11 protein-coding genes are annotated in these 15,465 nt (G+C 46.1%); 4 read left to right on the forward strand and 7 right to left on the reverse strand.

Going from position 1 to position 15,465, the window contains the following annotated elements; genetic code table 11:
- Together PLH26_RS12635 and PLH26_RS12640 are read right to left on the reverse strand one after the other, a co-directional pair.
- Nucleotides 1-1,440: glycerophosphodiester phosphodiesterase family protein (locus PLH26_RS12635; protein WP_324586386.1), on the reverse strand; the 1,440-nt coding region annotated here is incomplete at its 3' end.
- A 13-nt stretch (nt 1,441-1,453) separates the two neighbouring features.
- On the reverse strand, nt 1,454-2,554 hold the full coding sequence (locus PLH26_RS12640) for a hypothetical protein (protein WP_324586387.1): 1,101 nt from the start codon (nt 2,552-2,554) through the stop codon (nt 1,454-1,456).
- 136 nt (nt 2,555-2,690) lie between these two features.
- Between PLH26_RS12640 and PLH26_RS12645 the strand changes: the two genes are divergently transcribed.
- Together PLH26_RS12645 and PLH26_RS12650 are read left to right on the forward strand one after the other, a co-directional pair.
- The gene (locus PLH26_RS12645) at nt 2,691-3,692 is read left to right on the forward strand and encodes an SMP-30/gluconolactonase/LRE family protein (RefSeq protein ID WP_324586388.1); all 1,002 of its coding nucleotides are present in this window, start codon (nt 2,691-2,693) and stop codon (nt 3,690-3,692) included.
- 27 nt (nt 3,693-3,719) lie between these two features.
- On the forward strand, nt 3,720-4,247 hold the full coding sequence (locus tag PLH26_RS12650) for a hypothetical protein (RefSeq protein WP_324586389.1): 528 nt from the start codon (nt 3,720-3,722) through the stop codon (nt 4,245-4,247).
- A gap of 183 nt (nt 4,248-4,430) precedes the next feature.
- Here the strand turns inward: PLH26_RS12650 and PLH26_RS12655 are convergent, their stop codons facing one another.
- Together PLH26_RS12655 and PLH26_RS12660 are read right to left on the reverse strand one after the other, a co-directional pair.
- Nucleotides 4,431-4,748: a hypothetical protein gene (locus PLH26_RS12655; protein WP_324586390.1), complete on the reverse strand. Its 318-nt coding sequence runs from the start codon at nt 4,746-4,748 to the stop codon at nt 4,431-4,433.
- A gap of 367 nt (nt 4,749-5,115) precedes the next feature.
- Nucleotides 5,116-7,812 carry a valine--tRNA ligase gene (locus PLH26_RS12660; RefSeq protein WP_324586391.1) on the reverse strand — a complete coding sequence of 899 codons (2,697 nt, stop codon included), beginning with the start codon at nt 7,810-7,812 and terminating at the stop codon, nt 5,116-5,118.
- 659 nt (nt 7,813-8,471) lie between these two features.
- Here PLH26_RS12660 and PLH26_RS12665 point away from each other — a divergent pair.
- Both PLH26_RS12665 and PLH26_RS12670 read left to right on the forward strand, forming a co-directional pair.
- Entirely contained in the window at nt 8,472-9,821 is a 1,350-nt protein-coding gene (locus PLH26_RS12665; protein ID WP_324586392.1) for an exonuclease domain-containing protein, read from the forward strand.
- Between the two features lie 601 nt (nt 9,822-10,422).
- Nucleotides 10,423-12,666 (forward strand): Tex family protein, encoded by a 2,244-nt coding sequence (locus PLH26_RS12670; protein ID WP_324586393.1) that lies wholly within the window; start codon nt 10,423-10,425, stop codon nt 12,664-12,666.
- Between the two features lie 622 nt (nt 12,667-13,288).
- Here PLH26_RS12670 and PLH26_RS12675 read toward each other — a convergent pair.
- From PLH26_RS12675 to PLH26_RS12685, 3 genes are all read right to left on the reverse strand, one after another.
- A complete protein-coding gene (locus tag PLH26_RS12675; RefSeq protein WP_324586394.1) occupies nt 13,289-13,885 on the reverse strand; it encodes a mobile mystery protein B in 597 nt (198 codons plus the stop codon).
- On the reverse strand, nt 13,876-14,334 hold the full coding sequence (locus PLH26_RS12680; protein ID WP_324586395.1) for a mobile mystery protein A: 459 nt from the start codon (nt 14,332-14,334) through the stop codon (nt 13,876-13,878). The genes PLH26_RS12675 and PLH26_RS12680 overlap by 10 nt, the downstream gene beginning before the upstream one ends.
- Nucleotides 14,335-14,979: 645 nt before the next feature.
- On the reverse strand, nt 14,980-15,465 hold a 486-nt coding region (locus PLH26_RS12685), incomplete at its 5' end, for a DUF6807 family protein (protein ID WP_324586396.1).

Here is a 15,465-nt window from a genome sequence, read left to right on the forward strand (position 1 = left end):
AGTTTCCTTTGTAAGGCGATAAGCGGGGCTGGCATCTTTTGTGATCTGCGCTTGCACGTCTTTCTCTCCCAAAAAGTTGGTCACCGCTTTATCCACGTCGCTGCCTTCGGGCCTTACCGTCTTGTCTGTAAGGTCTGTTGGACCCCACAGGTCAATCACCGTTTTCACCTGCTTCCTATCATCGTATCCATAGGCATACAACATGGCCAAATGCGCGCCGGCGCTGCCGCCCATCAACGCGTATTCGTTCCCGTTGTATTCATACTTCTTTGCATTTTTTGATATAAATGCCAGCGCTTCCTTTACATCTTCAATTTGCGCCGGGAATCGGTCGTTGCCGTTTTTCACCAACCGGTAATTCATGGAAACCACCAGGTAACCGCGTTTGCCCACCAGTTCTTCAACCAGTTGTTTGGGAAATTCCTCCTTATCGCCACCGGTCCACCCGCCGCCATGTATATACACAATTACCCTGGCATTGGGCTGCATCTCTTTTGGGAAATAGGCATCGAACATGTTTTCATCACCCGGAGCTTTGCCGTATTTTATATTCTTTAATTCCCGGTACGCTTTCTTTTTATATTTTGCATAAGGATCTTCTTTGGCAAGATCCTTCCCCAGCCCGTTGCGCAAACCGCTTTTGTTCAGATAAGCGATCAGGGCTCCGGGGTTGTTGGTCTGGATCCCCTGTATCCCTTTTTGCAGGGCCCTGTTCCATTCATCTGTTCCTTCATGATCGCCCTGTGCATCCAGCCATACCGCTACCCCGTTGTCATTGGCTGTTGCTACCATTTCCTTTTCATTGATATTATCCAGCACTTCAATGGTTCCCTGCGACAGGAAAAAAGCCAACTGGTCTTTGTTTTTTACTTCTTCAATGACGCTGGTAATTAAAGGAATGCCCGGAGCCGTGTTCCTCCACTCTTTGTACTGTTGTATGCTGTTAACGTATACGGCAACCTGCTTTTCCATACCGGCTGCCTGTATCTGCCTGTAGGCTTCGGTTACACCGGCATCTTTAAAATCGAGGTAAATATTGATCTTTCCTTTACATACTTTCAGTACATCGCTGAAAGTTGGAATGCGGTATGTTTTTTTTGTTGGCTTGTTTTTATCGGCCACTTTCAGTTGCTGTATTTCCGCAAGGGTAAGATCCTTTACATTACCATTGCCATTGGTCATGCGGTCAACAGTAGCGTCGTGGTGAATAACAAGCTGCCCGTCTTTCGTAGTGCGCAGGTCAATCTCTACATAATCGGATTTGCTTTTTATCGCTTCTTTTACAGATTCAACCGTATTTTCCGGCACTTTAACATGGTTACCCCTGTGGGCAATAACAACCAGCTTATATTTTGTTTCAGGAAGCGGTGCCGGTGCCGGTTGTGAAAAAACGATCGCAGCGGACAAAAATAAAATCAGGGTAAAGAGACCTTTTCTCATAAAGGGGGTATTATTATTTTTCTTTGACCTGCTGAATAGCCGGCGCTACCGGGTGTGTTGCGGTAAAATTGAACGACAACAGAGCGGCTATCGTTTGCGCTATCTGCTTTTGATACAACTGCATGGCTGTTCTTACTTCTCCTTTTGTGGGGATGCCTGGTCCCATTACTCCGATCCATATTTCGCCGGCGCCTTCAATTTTACTGCCATGACCCGTCCATTGCGCTTTATTGATATCGCCCCTGCCGTGGTCGGTTGTTATCAGAAGCGCCGTTTTATTTTTGTAAGCCGGTGTGCTTTGTATAAAATGCCAGAGTTCCTGCAACCAGGCATCTACCTGGTGTGCGGCTTTAAGATAATAGCTGTATTTTCCTGCATGCGCCCAATCATCTGTCTCGAGGTATGCAATGTATAAAACCTTTGGTTGCCTGGTTTTCAGGTATTCCATTGCCTGGTAATGGGTAAAAACATCAGGGCATCCATGATCATCATTGGGCTTGTGCCAATCCTGCTTCATCGCATTAATTATCTTTTCTGTATAAGTGGCGTTTTTCCAGTCTATCGTATCAAAAGCCGCCATCACGGGAAACCCGCTGGTTTTTTTACGCAATATCCGGTCGTATGCTTCCCATGATCCAAAAGCTGCCACTTTATTTTTATAGCCGGGCTGATTGTTGATGAACTCCAGGACGCTCAGGTTCGGATTATCCGGATAACTGTTGATATTAATAGCAGGATCGGCATAACCGGTAAACATTTCATTATAGCCCGGGTAAGAAAACCAGTGCGGATTGGTAACATCTGCAAAATTATTATAAGTGCGGTTGCCGTATAATTGCCCGTTTGCTGCAAAATGCCCCCATATAAAGGGCAGCAGCCTTTTTCGCCGTTCCGCAGGATCCTCATGCCAGTAGGTTTGATAGAGGTAATCTTTTTGATTTTGATTGAATGCAGCATTGTTCGCCAGTGTACTGTCCATCCCGGTGAAAAGCTCCTGCCAGCGCAACCCGTCGGTAGTTACAACAATAATGTTTTCTATTTTATGCTGAGCGAACCCGGAAAGCTGCAACAGCAAACCCAGGGCAAGGCAGGATATGATCTTATTTCTCATCATTATAAGTATTATCTGGAGGATAAAAATAACAATGTATACTCATAGCCCGCTCAAAAATCATTTGCTGTTTTTATTTGCCGGCACATTACATTATAGTCAAATTAATAATATCTTCATTATGCAAAAAAAATTGCTTATGCATAAGATCATTTTTCCCGTATTAACAGCAGCGCTCGCCTTTAGCTGTAACGGATCCTCCTCCTTCAAAGCCATCGGGTCTATTGAACAACTGGATCCTTCACTGGAAGAGATCATAACACCCGGCGCCAAGATTGAAATAATTGCGGAAGGCTTCGACTGGACGGAAGGTCCGCTGTGGGTAGAAAGTGAAAAAATGCTGCTGTTCTCCGATATTCCCCCCAACAAAATTTTTAAATGGACGGAAGCCAAAGGCAGGGAATTGTACCTTACGCCTTCGGGTTATACCGGCGCCACACCCCGAACCGGCGAACCCGGCTCCAACGGACTGCTGCTGAATGAAGAAGGCAAACTGGTGATGTGCCACCATGGCGACAGGCGCATGGCGATGATGGATGCACCGCTGAATGCGCCTGAAGCGGCGTTTATTTCATTGGCCGATAACTACCAGGGAAAGAAATTCAACAGTCCAAATGACGCGGTATACAGGAGCAACGGCGACCTGTTTTTTACCGATCCCGCTTACGGGCTCGAAAAAGCAATGGATGATCCAGCAAAGGAAATTCCTTTCCAGGGTGTATATAAAGTAAACAGCAAAGGCGAAGTGAGCTTACTAACGGACTCGATCAGCCGCCCCAATGGAATTGCATTTACCAACAATGAAAAAACACTCATCGTAGCCAACTCCGACCCGCAAAACCCGGTATGGTATATGTTTGATATAGACGGGAACGACAGTCTCTATAACCAAAGATTAATGTATGACGCAACCGAAGCCTCCAAAAAAGAAAAAGGTTTACCGGATGGCTTAAAGGTTGATAAGCAGGGCAATGTTTTTGCAAGCGGGCCGGGCGGTATATGGGTATTCAATAGTGAGGGGAAGCTTGTTGGAAAAATAGCTGTTCCGGAAGCCTGCAGCAATGTAGCGCTGGCCGATAACGACCAAACGCTGTACATTACTGCAGACATGTATGTATTAAGGGTACGGATGAGGAATTAAGTCTGATATAATATAACAATTGGATTTATGTTAAGACTTACATATATATTTATTGTCTTTGTATTTTTCAGTGGCCGGACTTGTTCTGTTCACGGGCAGATTAGTATGTTGGAGCATAAAGAACTGGCGGGTTCTGTACTGAAAAGTATTTTCAATACAGACGAAATCATGGATGAAATATTGCCTCGTGTGCCTGCCCTGGTAATGCTCGGCGTTCATTTAAACGAAAAAAGAAAGATTGATAGCGTATCTGTTCAATGTAGTGATACTGCGATAGCGGCGGCGATGAGAAAAATCAGGTATGATAAATTCTCAGTTAATTGGGATTTTCTGTTTCCCCAGATGCACACGGAAATATTAAGGAACAAGAAAGTGACATTATACATTCCAACTTTTATACTCAAGGATTTGGATGAATCCAGTAAAGCCGTTTTTTCAAAGGATGATATTGAGGCTGCTCTTTTAAGAGACGAGTCTGATAAAACTGCCATGTATTATCTAAATAATTCCATATTGATCGAATCTGTGGAGATCCGTATAAGTAAGTTCCACTAGCTGAAAGTACTATTTGATTGTCACTCCGGGAATTTTTACAACCATTGTTATTGCGTGCAGGGTAGGATTTCACCGGATATCCCGCGCAGGGATCATGCCTCCCTACAATGGCTTTAATGAAGATCCCTGCACGGACGCTATGCATGCATTAAGAGTTTGAACGAAAAGCCGAAAGTGGGTGCCTTAGTGCCTGCCTTTTCCGTTTTTGTGGTAGTGATTTTTTTCCCGTACATGCACATCATAACGGGAATGCCTAACTGATTTTTTCCATCGCTTTGCGTGGCGCGGGTGTACATAACGGGGTGATACATACACATATCTTCCACCCTGTTTTACATGATGTCCCGGTATCCACACAGCGCCGGGGAACGGGGGCGGCGGGATCATTACGTGAACAACAGCCGGCCTTTCGGCAACGATCACCCGCGACTGCGCTGCGCAGGAACTGAATAAGAAACCCGTTAAAACGGCCGGCACGAGTGTTTTGTACATGGCTTTCATAATGGTAAATTTTAGATGAGTTTGTATATGGACGGGTAGAGCGTGGATGGGTTTAGCGGGTATATTGGGCGTGGTACATTTTAACAAGATGTATTGGGAGACTTAAATCACAAGAAACAAATACCAAATTAAATCCGAAGCCGAAAATTCGAAATCCGAAGGGAATACAAAGCATTTATAGTAAAATCGAAAGCAGCAAATCCCAATGAAGTAAATAACAAATAACCAATCAAAATCAGAAGCCGGAAGAACCAAATCCGAAGGGGATTCAAATCCGAATACTAAAATCCGAAATCCGAAGCTGCGGACTGACCTTCCTTCGTCAGGTGCCGACCTCAGCAGATCTCAAACCCAAATTTCAAATTCATCAATCCAACCTTGCCAGGCTTTCTTCTATCGCTTTGACTTTAGCCTCCGCATCGGCCAGTTTTTTTCTTTCCAGCTCCACTACCTCAGGTTTGGCATTTTGCACAAAGCGTTCGTTGCCTAATTTTTTTGCTGTAGATGCGAGGAAGCCTTTTTGATACGCGAGGTCTTTTTCCAGCTGCGCTTTTTGCCCGGCATGATCGGCAGGAAGCGCTGAATGAATATGAAATTTGTCCTTACCTATCACAAGGCTGATATTTCCTTTTTCGGCAGTACCGGCAATATGAATGACAGTGGCATTTACCTGCTTGCCCAGTATAGAACGGATATTATTGTATTTATCCGGATTAGCGGTTTCTATATGCAGGCTTATTTCTTCTTTAGGCCTGATCCTGTTCTTAACCCTCGCATCACGGAGTGCAGTAATGGCCTGCTTAAGCAGTTCACCTTCACCAAGACATGCAGCATCTGAACCGCCAACAGGCGCAAGCTGCTTTATGCACAGATCTTCTTTTCTTTCTACCAGCAAATGGTATATTTCTTCTGTAATAAACGGCATGTACGGATGCAGCAGTTGCAGCAGCTCCGTAAAATAAGCTACCGTTTTGTTGTATACATCCGCCGAAACGGGCTGATCAAAACCAGGCTTCACCCATTCAAGATACCAGCTGCAGAAATCATCCCATATCAGGGAGTAAAGGGTTTTCAGCGCTTCGCTCAGGCGAAATTCCGAGAATAATTTTTCCACTTCAGCCTTTACTTCATACAGTCTGCTTTCGAACCATTGTGTTGCAAACCGGTCAGTAACGGGCAGCGATACATCCGTTTTCTCCCCCCACATCTTTACGAGTTTCAGCGCGTTCCATAATTTGTTGTTGAAAAATTTTCCCTGGTCTAAAGAAGCATTGTCAAACAGCAGGTCATTGCCCGCGGGCGAGGAGATCATAATGCCGAAGCGAACGGCATCTGCACCATAGACTTCAATGAGCTTCAGCAGGTCGGGCGAATTGCCCAATTGCTTACTCATCTTCCTTCCCAATTTATCCCGCACCATGCCGGTAAAATATACATCCCTGAAAGGAATGGCTTTTTCAACCGGCTTTTCTTTATTGTATTCCAGTCCCGCCATGATCATCCTGGCTACCCAGAAAAAAATAATATCCTGCCCTGTTACCAATACAGAAGTGGGATAATAATATGCGATGTCTTTGTTGCCCGGGTTGGAAATGCCTTTAAACACCTCCATGGGCCAAAGCCAGGAGGAGAACCAGGTGTCGAGCACATCTTCATCCTGCGTTAGTACGGTATCGCTGTCGCTTTCGCCATACTGTTCGGTGTATAGTTTTTTAGCGGCTTCTTCGTTTTCGGCAACCACCACATTGCCTTTGTCATCATACCATGCCGGTATCTGCTGCCCCCACCATAACTGGCGGCTGATGCACCAGTCCTTTACATTTTCTAACCAGTACTTATAAGTAGCCAGGAATTTATCGCCGGGATGGATGGTGATCCCGCCTTCAAGCACCGCTTTTAAAGCAGGTCCGGCAAGGTCCTTCATTTTTAAAAACCACTGCGTTGAAATACGCGGCTCTACCACAACCCCTGTGCGTTGGCTATACCCAAGGCGGGTAGCATATTCTTCCTCTTTAACGATGAACCCTTTTTCTGTTAACCCGGCTATGATCTTTTTACGGGCGGCAAAACGGTCTTCTCCCACATGTATTTGCGCCGCTTCACTTAATGTACCGTCGGCATTCAGCGTATCCACCACTCCGAGGTTGTGCTTTAATCCCAGATTATAGTCATTGATATCATGGGCCGGAGTAACCTTTAAGGCGCCGGTACCAAAAGCCGGGTCAACGTAGTCATCAAAAATAACGGGAATACTGCGGTTGATGAGCGGAACAACGGCCCTTGCATTTTTTAAATGCGCATAACGTTCATCGTTAGGATTAACACATACAGCCGTATCGCCCATAATGGTTTCGGGGCGCTGGGTGGCGATAACGATACCTTTTTCCCCGGTTAGCGGATGTGTTATTTCTTTTCCCGATTCATCTGTAAGGCGATACCGTATATAGTATAATTTCCCCTGCAGGTCTTTATACTCTACTTCCTCATCACTCAAAGCCGTTTGCGCCGAGGGATCCCAGTTGATCATCCTTGCGCCGCGGTAGATCAGTCCTTTATTGTGCAGGTCCACGAATACCTTCATTACGGCTTTGTAATAATCATCGTCCATGGTAAAAGTTACCCTGTCCCAATCAACACTGCAGCCCAGTTTTTCTATCTGGCTGTAAATGATACCGCCGAACTTTTCTTTCCATTCATAGGCATATTTTAAAAATTCGGCCCGGCTTAAACTGTTCTTGTCAATTCCTCTTTCTTTAAGCATGCCCACCACCTTGGCTTCTGTGGCAATAGAGGCATGGTCGCTGCCGGGCACCCAGCAGGCGTTAAAACCCTTCATACGCGCCCTGCGCACCAGGATATCCTGCACTGTTTCATTGAGCGTATGCCCCATATGCAATACCCCCGTAACATTGGGCGGGGGAATAACCACGGTAAAAGGACTGCGGCCATCGGGCAGGCTTTTAAAATACTTTTTTTCTTTCCAGTGTCTGCTCCATTTTTCTTCAACAGACGCAGGCTCATAATTTTTGCTGAGTTCCTCCATAAAGCTGGCAAAGGTAAGCATATTTGAGGGTGAATGGTGAGGTGAGAGGTCAGAAGTGAGAGGTAGAGATCAAACGTGAAAAGTCAGTAGTGAAAGGTGAGTGGTTGAGCAACATATCGCATCAAATGCCTGGCTTCGGGTGTTGCACCGCTCCGCTAAGATCTCCCAGTCTCCCTCTCCACGGCGGTGGAGAGGGCCGGGGTGAGGCGCACAAAAAAACACTTTCCCGACCAGGCAGGAAAGTGCTTTTACCAGGGCAAATAATTTTACCAGGAGAGGTAAGTGATAACCGCAATCGTTGCATACACCAGAATAACAATCATAGCGATTTTTGCACCTTCACCTACATGTAATGAGTTAAAAAGCTTCATAATTGATGATTTTAAGATGAAAAAATCAGGACCGGATCATACAAAGCTTTCAAAGGAGGGGATGGATAATACAGACGATGTTGTTTCGAGGCCGGGATACAGTAAAAGGTACTGTATATGTTATTCCCTAACAACCCGAAGTTACGCCTTTTCAATTGTATTTTGCTCAATTTATTGTTCCCCGCAGGCTTATTGTGCATATCATGTGGTATATGTTTTGTTTGTGACTGATAATCAATATTTTTTGAACGATTAATGCAAAAATGACCAAAGGATTTTACCTTTAGATAAACGGTAAAACGGAGTACCTTGATCTATGCAATAGTGGATATAGAAACAACCGGCGGGTATGCAGCATCCAACAGCATTACGGAAATCGCCATTTTTGTGCACGATGGGTTGAAAATCATTGATCGTTTTGAAACACTGATCAACCCGCAGCAAACCATCCCTTATTTCATTCAAACCATGACCGGCATTACCAATGAAATGGTAGCCAACGCTCCTGTTTTTGAAGAAGTGGCGCCACAACTGTTTGCAATCCTCAACGATAAAATATTTACCGCCCACAGTGTAAACTTTGATTATTCCTTTCTGAAGCACCAGTTGCAGCAATGCGGCTATGAGCTCAATACAAAAAAATTATGTACGGTGAGGCTCACCCGCAAAGTGTTCAGCACGCTTCCTTCCTACAGCCTGGGTAATATTTGCCGCGCCCTGCAGATCCCTATCGAAAACAGGCACCGCGCCGGCGGCGATGCATGGGCAACCGTCAGGTTGTTTGAGCTGCTGCTGCGCAATAATGCTCAGCCGCATATTGAACAATTCCTTAAAAGATCATCTAAAGAACAGTACCTGCCGCTGCACCTCCCGAAGGAGCAAATCGAAAAATTACCGCGGAAACCGGGCGTATATTATTTCAGGGATCAAAAAGGTAAAGTGGTGTATGTGGGAAAAGCGAAGAATTTAAAAAAACGGGTGAGCAGTCATTTTACGCATAACGGCGCCGGCAGGCAAAAGCAGGAATTCATACGCAATGTGCATGATATAAGCTACCAGCTTTGCGGAACCGAGCTGATGGCGGCGGTGCTGGAAGAAACCGAGATCAAGCGGTTATGGCCCGTGTACAATACCAGCCGCAAACAGGTAAGCCTTCAGTATGGCTTATATGTTTTTGAAGACCAGCGGGGGTATGCGCGTTTGGCCATTGAACGGAAACGAAAGCACCTTCGTCCTGTGCATACGTTCGGATTGCTGTGGGAAGGCTACCGCCTGCTGTGGAAGATGATAGAGCGGCACCGGCTTTCACCAACGCTTTGCTTTGTAGACAAGACCCGGGATACAGGTGAAGCTGCAGACCAATATGATGACCCGGCTGTATACAACCGGCGTGTAGAACAGGCATTGCAAACACTGTATGAGGAGCTGCCTACTTTTGCGGTGTTGGGCGAAGGGGTTGAAGAAGGGCAGCAAAGCTGCTTACTGATCGAGAAAGGAAAATTTTATGGCATGGGTTATGTGCCGCGGGAAATGAAGATGAGAAAGATTGCAAGACTGAAAAAGATTTTAACGCCATACCACGACAATGATTTTATTCGCGATATGATATACCGCTTCGCTGAAACCAATCCGCAGCAAATGGTGAATTTTAGTGAGTAGTGAGTAGTCAGCAGTCAGTAGTCAGTGGTGAGTGCGTCACGGATTTTTAATTTGTGGTTTATCGTTTGTGATTTATCGTTGGAATCACCCTTCGGATTTAGAATTTGAGTATTCGGATTTGAATTTATTTTGGTTCTTGTTTTTTGGTTCTTGTGATTTGTTTTTCTCCCGATGCGGACTGACCTTCCTTTCGTCAGGTGCCGACCGCATCGCGGGATTTCGAATTTGAGTATTTGGATTTGAATTTTATTTGGTTCTTGTTTTTTGGTTCTTGTGATTTGTTTTTCTCCCGATGCGGACTGACCTTCCTTCGTCAGGTGCCGACCGCATCGCCGGATTTGGAATTTGAAATTTGAGATTTATTTGGTTCTTGTTTTTTGGATCTTGTGATTTGTTTTTCTCCCGATGCGGACTGACCTTCCTTTCGTCAGGTGCCGACCGCATCGCGGATTTGGAATTTGAAATTTGAAATTTGAGGTTTATTTGGTTCTTGTTTTTTGGATCTTGTTTTTTGGATCCTGGAGCTTTGTATCTCCTTACTTAAACCCACTCATTTTTCCAAGTTTTTGTTTTCAGTTGCAGCCATTAGTTTCGCATCTGTATGACAACATTTGCACCACTTATAGCAACAAAATTAAATATCCGCACACAGCAGGCGGAAACCGTGCTGGCCCTGCTCGAAGAGGGCGCTACCATTCCCTTTATTGCCCGCTACCGCAAAGACAAGACCGGTGCTTTGGATGAAGTAGTGATACAGCAGATTGAAGATGAGTCCAAAGCGCTCAAAGCCTTTACGGAAAGAAAAACAGCTATAGAGAAATCCATTACCGGGCAGGAAAAAATGACGGCGGAATTGCAGCAAAGGCTGAACGATGCATCCACCCTCGCCGAACTGGAAGATATTTACCTGCCTTATAAGCCCAAACGCAGAACGAAAGCGCAGGTAGCCAGGGAAAACGGGCTGGAGCCACTGGCTTTGCTTATCCTCGAACAAAAAGATACAGGGCTCACGGCTGAAGCAGAAAAATATTTCAATGAAAAAATAAAAACCGTTGATGAGGCATTACAAGGCGCAAGGGATATCATTGCCGAGCAGGTAAATGAAGACGCGCAGCTCCGCGCCAAAATGCGGAAGCTGTTTGAACACAAAGCCACGCTGCAGAGTAAAGTGGTGAGTGATAAAGAAACGGAAGGTATCAAGTTTAAAGATTATTTTGACTACAGCGAACCGGTAATGAAAGTGCCCTCCCACCGTGCACTGGCTGTGCTGCGGGGTTTTGTGGAAGGCGTATTGCGTATTGCCATTGCGCCCGAAGAAGAGCAGGCTGTTGAGCAAATGGAGGCATTGTATGCAAAAGGCATGAGCGAAAGCAGCGCCCAGGTAAGAAAAGCGGTGAAGGATGCTTACCGGAGATTGCTGCAACCCGCATTAGAAACGGAATTCAGGACCCTGCTCAAACAACGGGCAGATGAAGAAGCCATCAATGTGTTCGCGGAAAATTTAAAACAATTGTTATTGGGCTCCCCGCTGGGCGGAAAAAGAGTGCTGGCTATTGACCCCGGTTACCGTACCGGTTGCAAAGTGGTGTGCCTGGATGAAAAAGGGGCATTAAAAAAGAATGACCTGATCTATATCCATGAGCCGGGCAGGCTGACCGGTTCGGAGCATACCATCAGGCAACTGGTGGAAAATTTTCACATTGAAGCCATCGCCATCGGCGATGGAACGGCAGGCAGGGAAACCGAACAGTTCGTTAAAAAGCTTGGGCTTGGCCTGCCGGTTTTTTTAGTGAATGAAGACGGCGCTTCCATCTATTCCGCTTCCGAAATTGCAAGGGAAGAATTCCCCGACCATGATATTACGGTACGCGGCGCCGTTAGTATAGGCCGCCGCTTAATGGATCCCTTAGCGGAACTGGTAAAAATTGATCCCAAAAGCATAGGCGTGGGACAATACCAGCACGACGTGAACCAGTTCAGGCTGAAGGAAAAGTTAGACCAGACGGTGGTAAGCTGCGTGAACCAGGTAGGGGTAAACCTCAATACGGCAAGCAGGCATTTGCTGTCGTATGTAAGCGGTATTGGAAGCACACTCGCCGATAACATTGTTAAATACAGGAATGAAACCGGGGGCTTCACCAACCGCAACCAGTTGCTTAAAGTACCACGTCTCGGCGGAAAAGCATATGAGCAATGTGCAGGCTTTCTGCGCATCAAGGAAGGCGATGACCCATTAGACGGCAGCGCTGTGCATCCCGAAGCGTACGCGCTGGTACAGCAAATGGCAGCCGACAGGAAGGTTGATGTAAAAACGCTGATAGGAAATGAAGCCCTGGTTAAAGACATCAACCCAAAACAATACATCAGCGAACAGTTCGGGGAGCATACTATACAGGATATTTTAAAAGAATTACAAAAACCCGGGCTGGACCCCCGCAGCGAAGTGCAGCAGTTTGAATTTGCATCCATCTACAGCATCGAGGAAGTGCAGCCGGGCATGGTATTGCCGGGCATCATTACCAATCTTACCCGCTTTGGGGCGTTTGTTGACATTGGCGTAAAGCAGGACGGGCTGGTGCACGTGTCGGAAATAGCGCATAAATATATACAGGATCCCAACGAAGTATTAAAGCTCAACGACAAGGTGCAGGTAAAAGTGCTGGAAGTTGACCAGGTACGCAAACGAATAGCCCTCTCCATTAAACAAACGCAGGAAGCGCCCCAACGAAATGAATTCCGTAAAGGCAATGCCCGGTCATTTGAAAAGAAAGAAAAAGCTCCCGATTTATCAGGTGCTTCACTCACGGATGCACTGAGCGCGCTGAAGAAAAAATTTGGAAAATAAGTATATTGAAATGCAAAGCAATAAGAACCAAATAACAAATAACATGAACCAGGGAGTTTCAAATCCGAAGCAAGAAGCCCTAAATCCGAGGGAAATACAGAGCAATGAATTTCAAATCCGAAGTCAGCAGCTTTAAATCCGAAGGGAATATACAGGACAGGTTTCAAATCCGAAGCGAAAGGCAGGCTTGATCAATGCTCCGCTCCGAAAACAGATCCTGTCATTCCAACAACCATTGCCTGTCATTGGCACGAAGGAGGAATCTACTTCACTCCGGTCATTTTATTACAGCCGTCATTCACAATCCAGATGCTTCGCCCCGCCGCGGCGGCGGGCTCAGCATGACAAGCAGTGGAACAAGAGGGTCAGCTTCTGCACTATACATTCAGCCACGGATGTCACTTGCTATTTTTTTCTTTGTCACTTTTTTGCGAAAAAAGTAACGAAACAGCCCGTTTTCGTGGAACGCCCTGATTAAGCCGCCTTGCTACTGTGATTTCAGACGGACCGGCTTTTGGCTTCGTTTTGCACGGGCAAAAGAGAGAAGAAAAAATAGCCACAACCAGGCTGCAAACTTTTGCATAGCGGGGGGAGCTTGGAGATGCAGGGAGAGAGGGAGATGTCAGGAGCGGGCAAAGGCCATAAGCAGGCGGTAATCGCCTTTATCGGCTGCTTTCACGGCCCGGAGGTATGTTGCACGGGCATCGCCTTGGCCGGATAATTTGGCCGTTCCCCAGGTAAACACCGGCTGCCTGTAGATTTTTTCAATGATAATATCGGCCATCAGGCGGCTATGCCTGCCATTGCCGTTGGCAAAGCAATGAATGCTTACAATGCGATGCTTGAACCGTACGGCAATTTCATCGGGTGGGTAGGTACTGTGTTCGTGCCAGTATCGCACATCATCGAGCAGGTGCCGCAATTCGGTGGGTATTTGCCATTTGTCTGTGCCAATGCTCTTGTTGGTTTTGCGAAACTCACCTGCCCATGCCCACACATCGGCATACATGCGTTTATGCACAGTCCGAACAAAATCCTCAGTAAAAACCGTATCCGGCTTAAAGGAACGGCCCAATGTCCACTGCACGGCCTGTTCAATGTTTTGTTGCTCAAATTCATCTAATTCACCACGGGTAGCAATGGCAGGAATGAGCAGCCCTTCTTTCTCTTCTTCATCTAAGGGAGTTTGTCCGTCTATGTAGTCTACATCTAATCCCATAAGATTTTAGGTATTTCGTTTTGAATGGCTGCTGCCCTTTCCTTTATGGCTGCTTCAATCCGTCTTTTTGAATTGGCCTGGTCTTCCAGTTTCATGGTATTGGCAGTCCGCATCACAATTTGCGTAGCCAGTTCGGTAGCCCGTTTTTCTATGAGGGCATCCAATGATCCGTCACTGGGCACAAAGCCATACACCAATTGCATATCCATTGCACGGGCAATTTCCCGGAGGGACTTGATGGTAATGGAACCTTCTTTTTCCCGCTTCTCAATATCCATCACAGCCTGCCTGGATACGTTTAACTTGTTGCCCAGTTGCTGCATAGACATGCCAATGGCCGTGCGGATGGCCTTTATCCATCCGGTAGGTGGCATGACCACCTGTTGGAGAGAGGCAAAACCCAGCATTTTGCTGTTGAGCTGTTGCAATTGCAATGATTTCTTACCCATTAAGTAAAGTTAAAAGTTTACTTTTACATAACAAAAGTAAAGTTAATACCTGACTTATCAAAATTTAAAGTACAGCAATAACTTTACATTTATATCATATTCGTAAAGCTATGTCTTGATATTGTGGCAGAGAGGAGTCTTTGGGTAACTGAATAACAATTTCAAATCCGAAGCAAGAAGCCCTAAATCCGAGGGAAATACAGAGCAATGAATTTCAACTCCGAAGTCAGAAGCCCTAAATCCGAAGGGAATATACAGAACAGGTTTCAAATCCGAAGCGAAAGGCAGGCTTAATTAATGCTCCCCTCCAAAAATGGCCCCTGTCATCCGGCAACCACAGACTGTCATTCCAACGATCACGGATTGACATACCAACAACCATTGCTTGTCATCCCGGTAACCATTGCCTGTCATTCACGCAGGAGGAATCTACTTCGCCCCGGTCATTTTATTACAGACCTCATTCACAACCCAGATGCTTCGCTCCGCCGCAGCGGCGGGCTCAGCATGACAAGCAGTGGAACAAGAGGTCAGCTTCTGCACTATACATTCAACCCAACATTACTGCATGTCATCCAGGCAACCACAGACTGTCATTCCAACAACCATTGCCTCTCATTCCGAAGGAGGAATCCATTTTAGCTGTTACTCATATCGTTTTACAAATGCATCCGCATAATTGTTAATGACTTCATCTGTGAGCTGTTGCCCCGAGCTGATCACAAACCGGTACCTGAATGTTACGGACTGCCCTTCTGCAAGGGAATAATGGAGCGCCTCTTTTTCTTTTGTAAAATCTTTTACGCCAAAGGGGTTTGCGGCAAACAAGCCGTACCCGCGGGCGTGCCAGTAGGTGGGATAATTGATATTGCGGGGATGATCGCAGATCACCACCGAAACTTTTTCATCGCCGATGCTTCCGTACAGATCCATCCACCGGGCTCTTGTGCCCCATACCTCCGCGCCTGTAACGCCCCCGCTGCTCCTGTAATTGCCGGTAATGCCTTCGTTTGACAGGGCTTTTATTTTAGTGGGAACGCCCTGCGCATCCAGTAAAGTAAGCTCTTCATCCGATGGCAATTCGAGCTGTCGTGCTACCCTTATGCCGAGAAATCCTTCTTTGGTATCCGG

The organism is Agriterribacter sp., from assembly GCF_035444585.1.
Classification (GTDB): Bacteria; Bacteroidota; Bacteroidia; order Chitinophagales; family Chitinophagaceae; genus Agriterribacter.

Bases quoted from the DNA above. Each gene is read 5' to 3' on its own strand.
- PLH26_RS12650 (WP_324586389.1), top strand. From the start codon at position 3,720: ATGTTAAGACTTACATATATATTTATTGTCTTTGTATTTTTCAGTGGC.
- PLH26_RS12660 (WP_324586391.1), bottom strand. From the start codon at position 7,812: ATGCTTACCTTTGCCAGCTTTATGGAGGAACTCAGCAAAAATTATGAG.
- PLH26_RS12640 (WP_324586387.1), bottom strand. From the start codon at position 2,554: ATGATGAGAAATAAGATCATATCCTGCCTTGCCCTGGGTTTGCTGTTG.
- PLH26_RS12655 (WP_324586390.1), bottom strand. From the start codon at position 4,748: ATGAAAGCCATGTACAAAACACTCGTGCCGGCCGTTTTAACGGGTTTC.
- PLH26_RS12670 (WP_324586393.1), top strand. From the start codon at position 10,423: ATGACAACATTTGCACCACTTATAGCAACAAAATTAAATATCCGCACA.
- PLH26_RS12680 (WP_324586395.1), bottom strand. From the start codon at position 14,334: ATGGGTAAGAAATCATTGCAATTGCAACAGCTCAACAGCAAAATGCTG.
- PLH26_RS12675 (WP_324586394.1), bottom strand. From the start codon at position 13,885: ATGGGATTAGATGTAGACTACATAGACGGACAAACTCCCTTAGATGAA.
- PLH26_RS12645 (WP_324586388.1), top strand. From the start codon at position 2,691: ATGCATAAGATCATTTTTCCCGTATTAACAGCAGCGCTCGCCTTTAGC.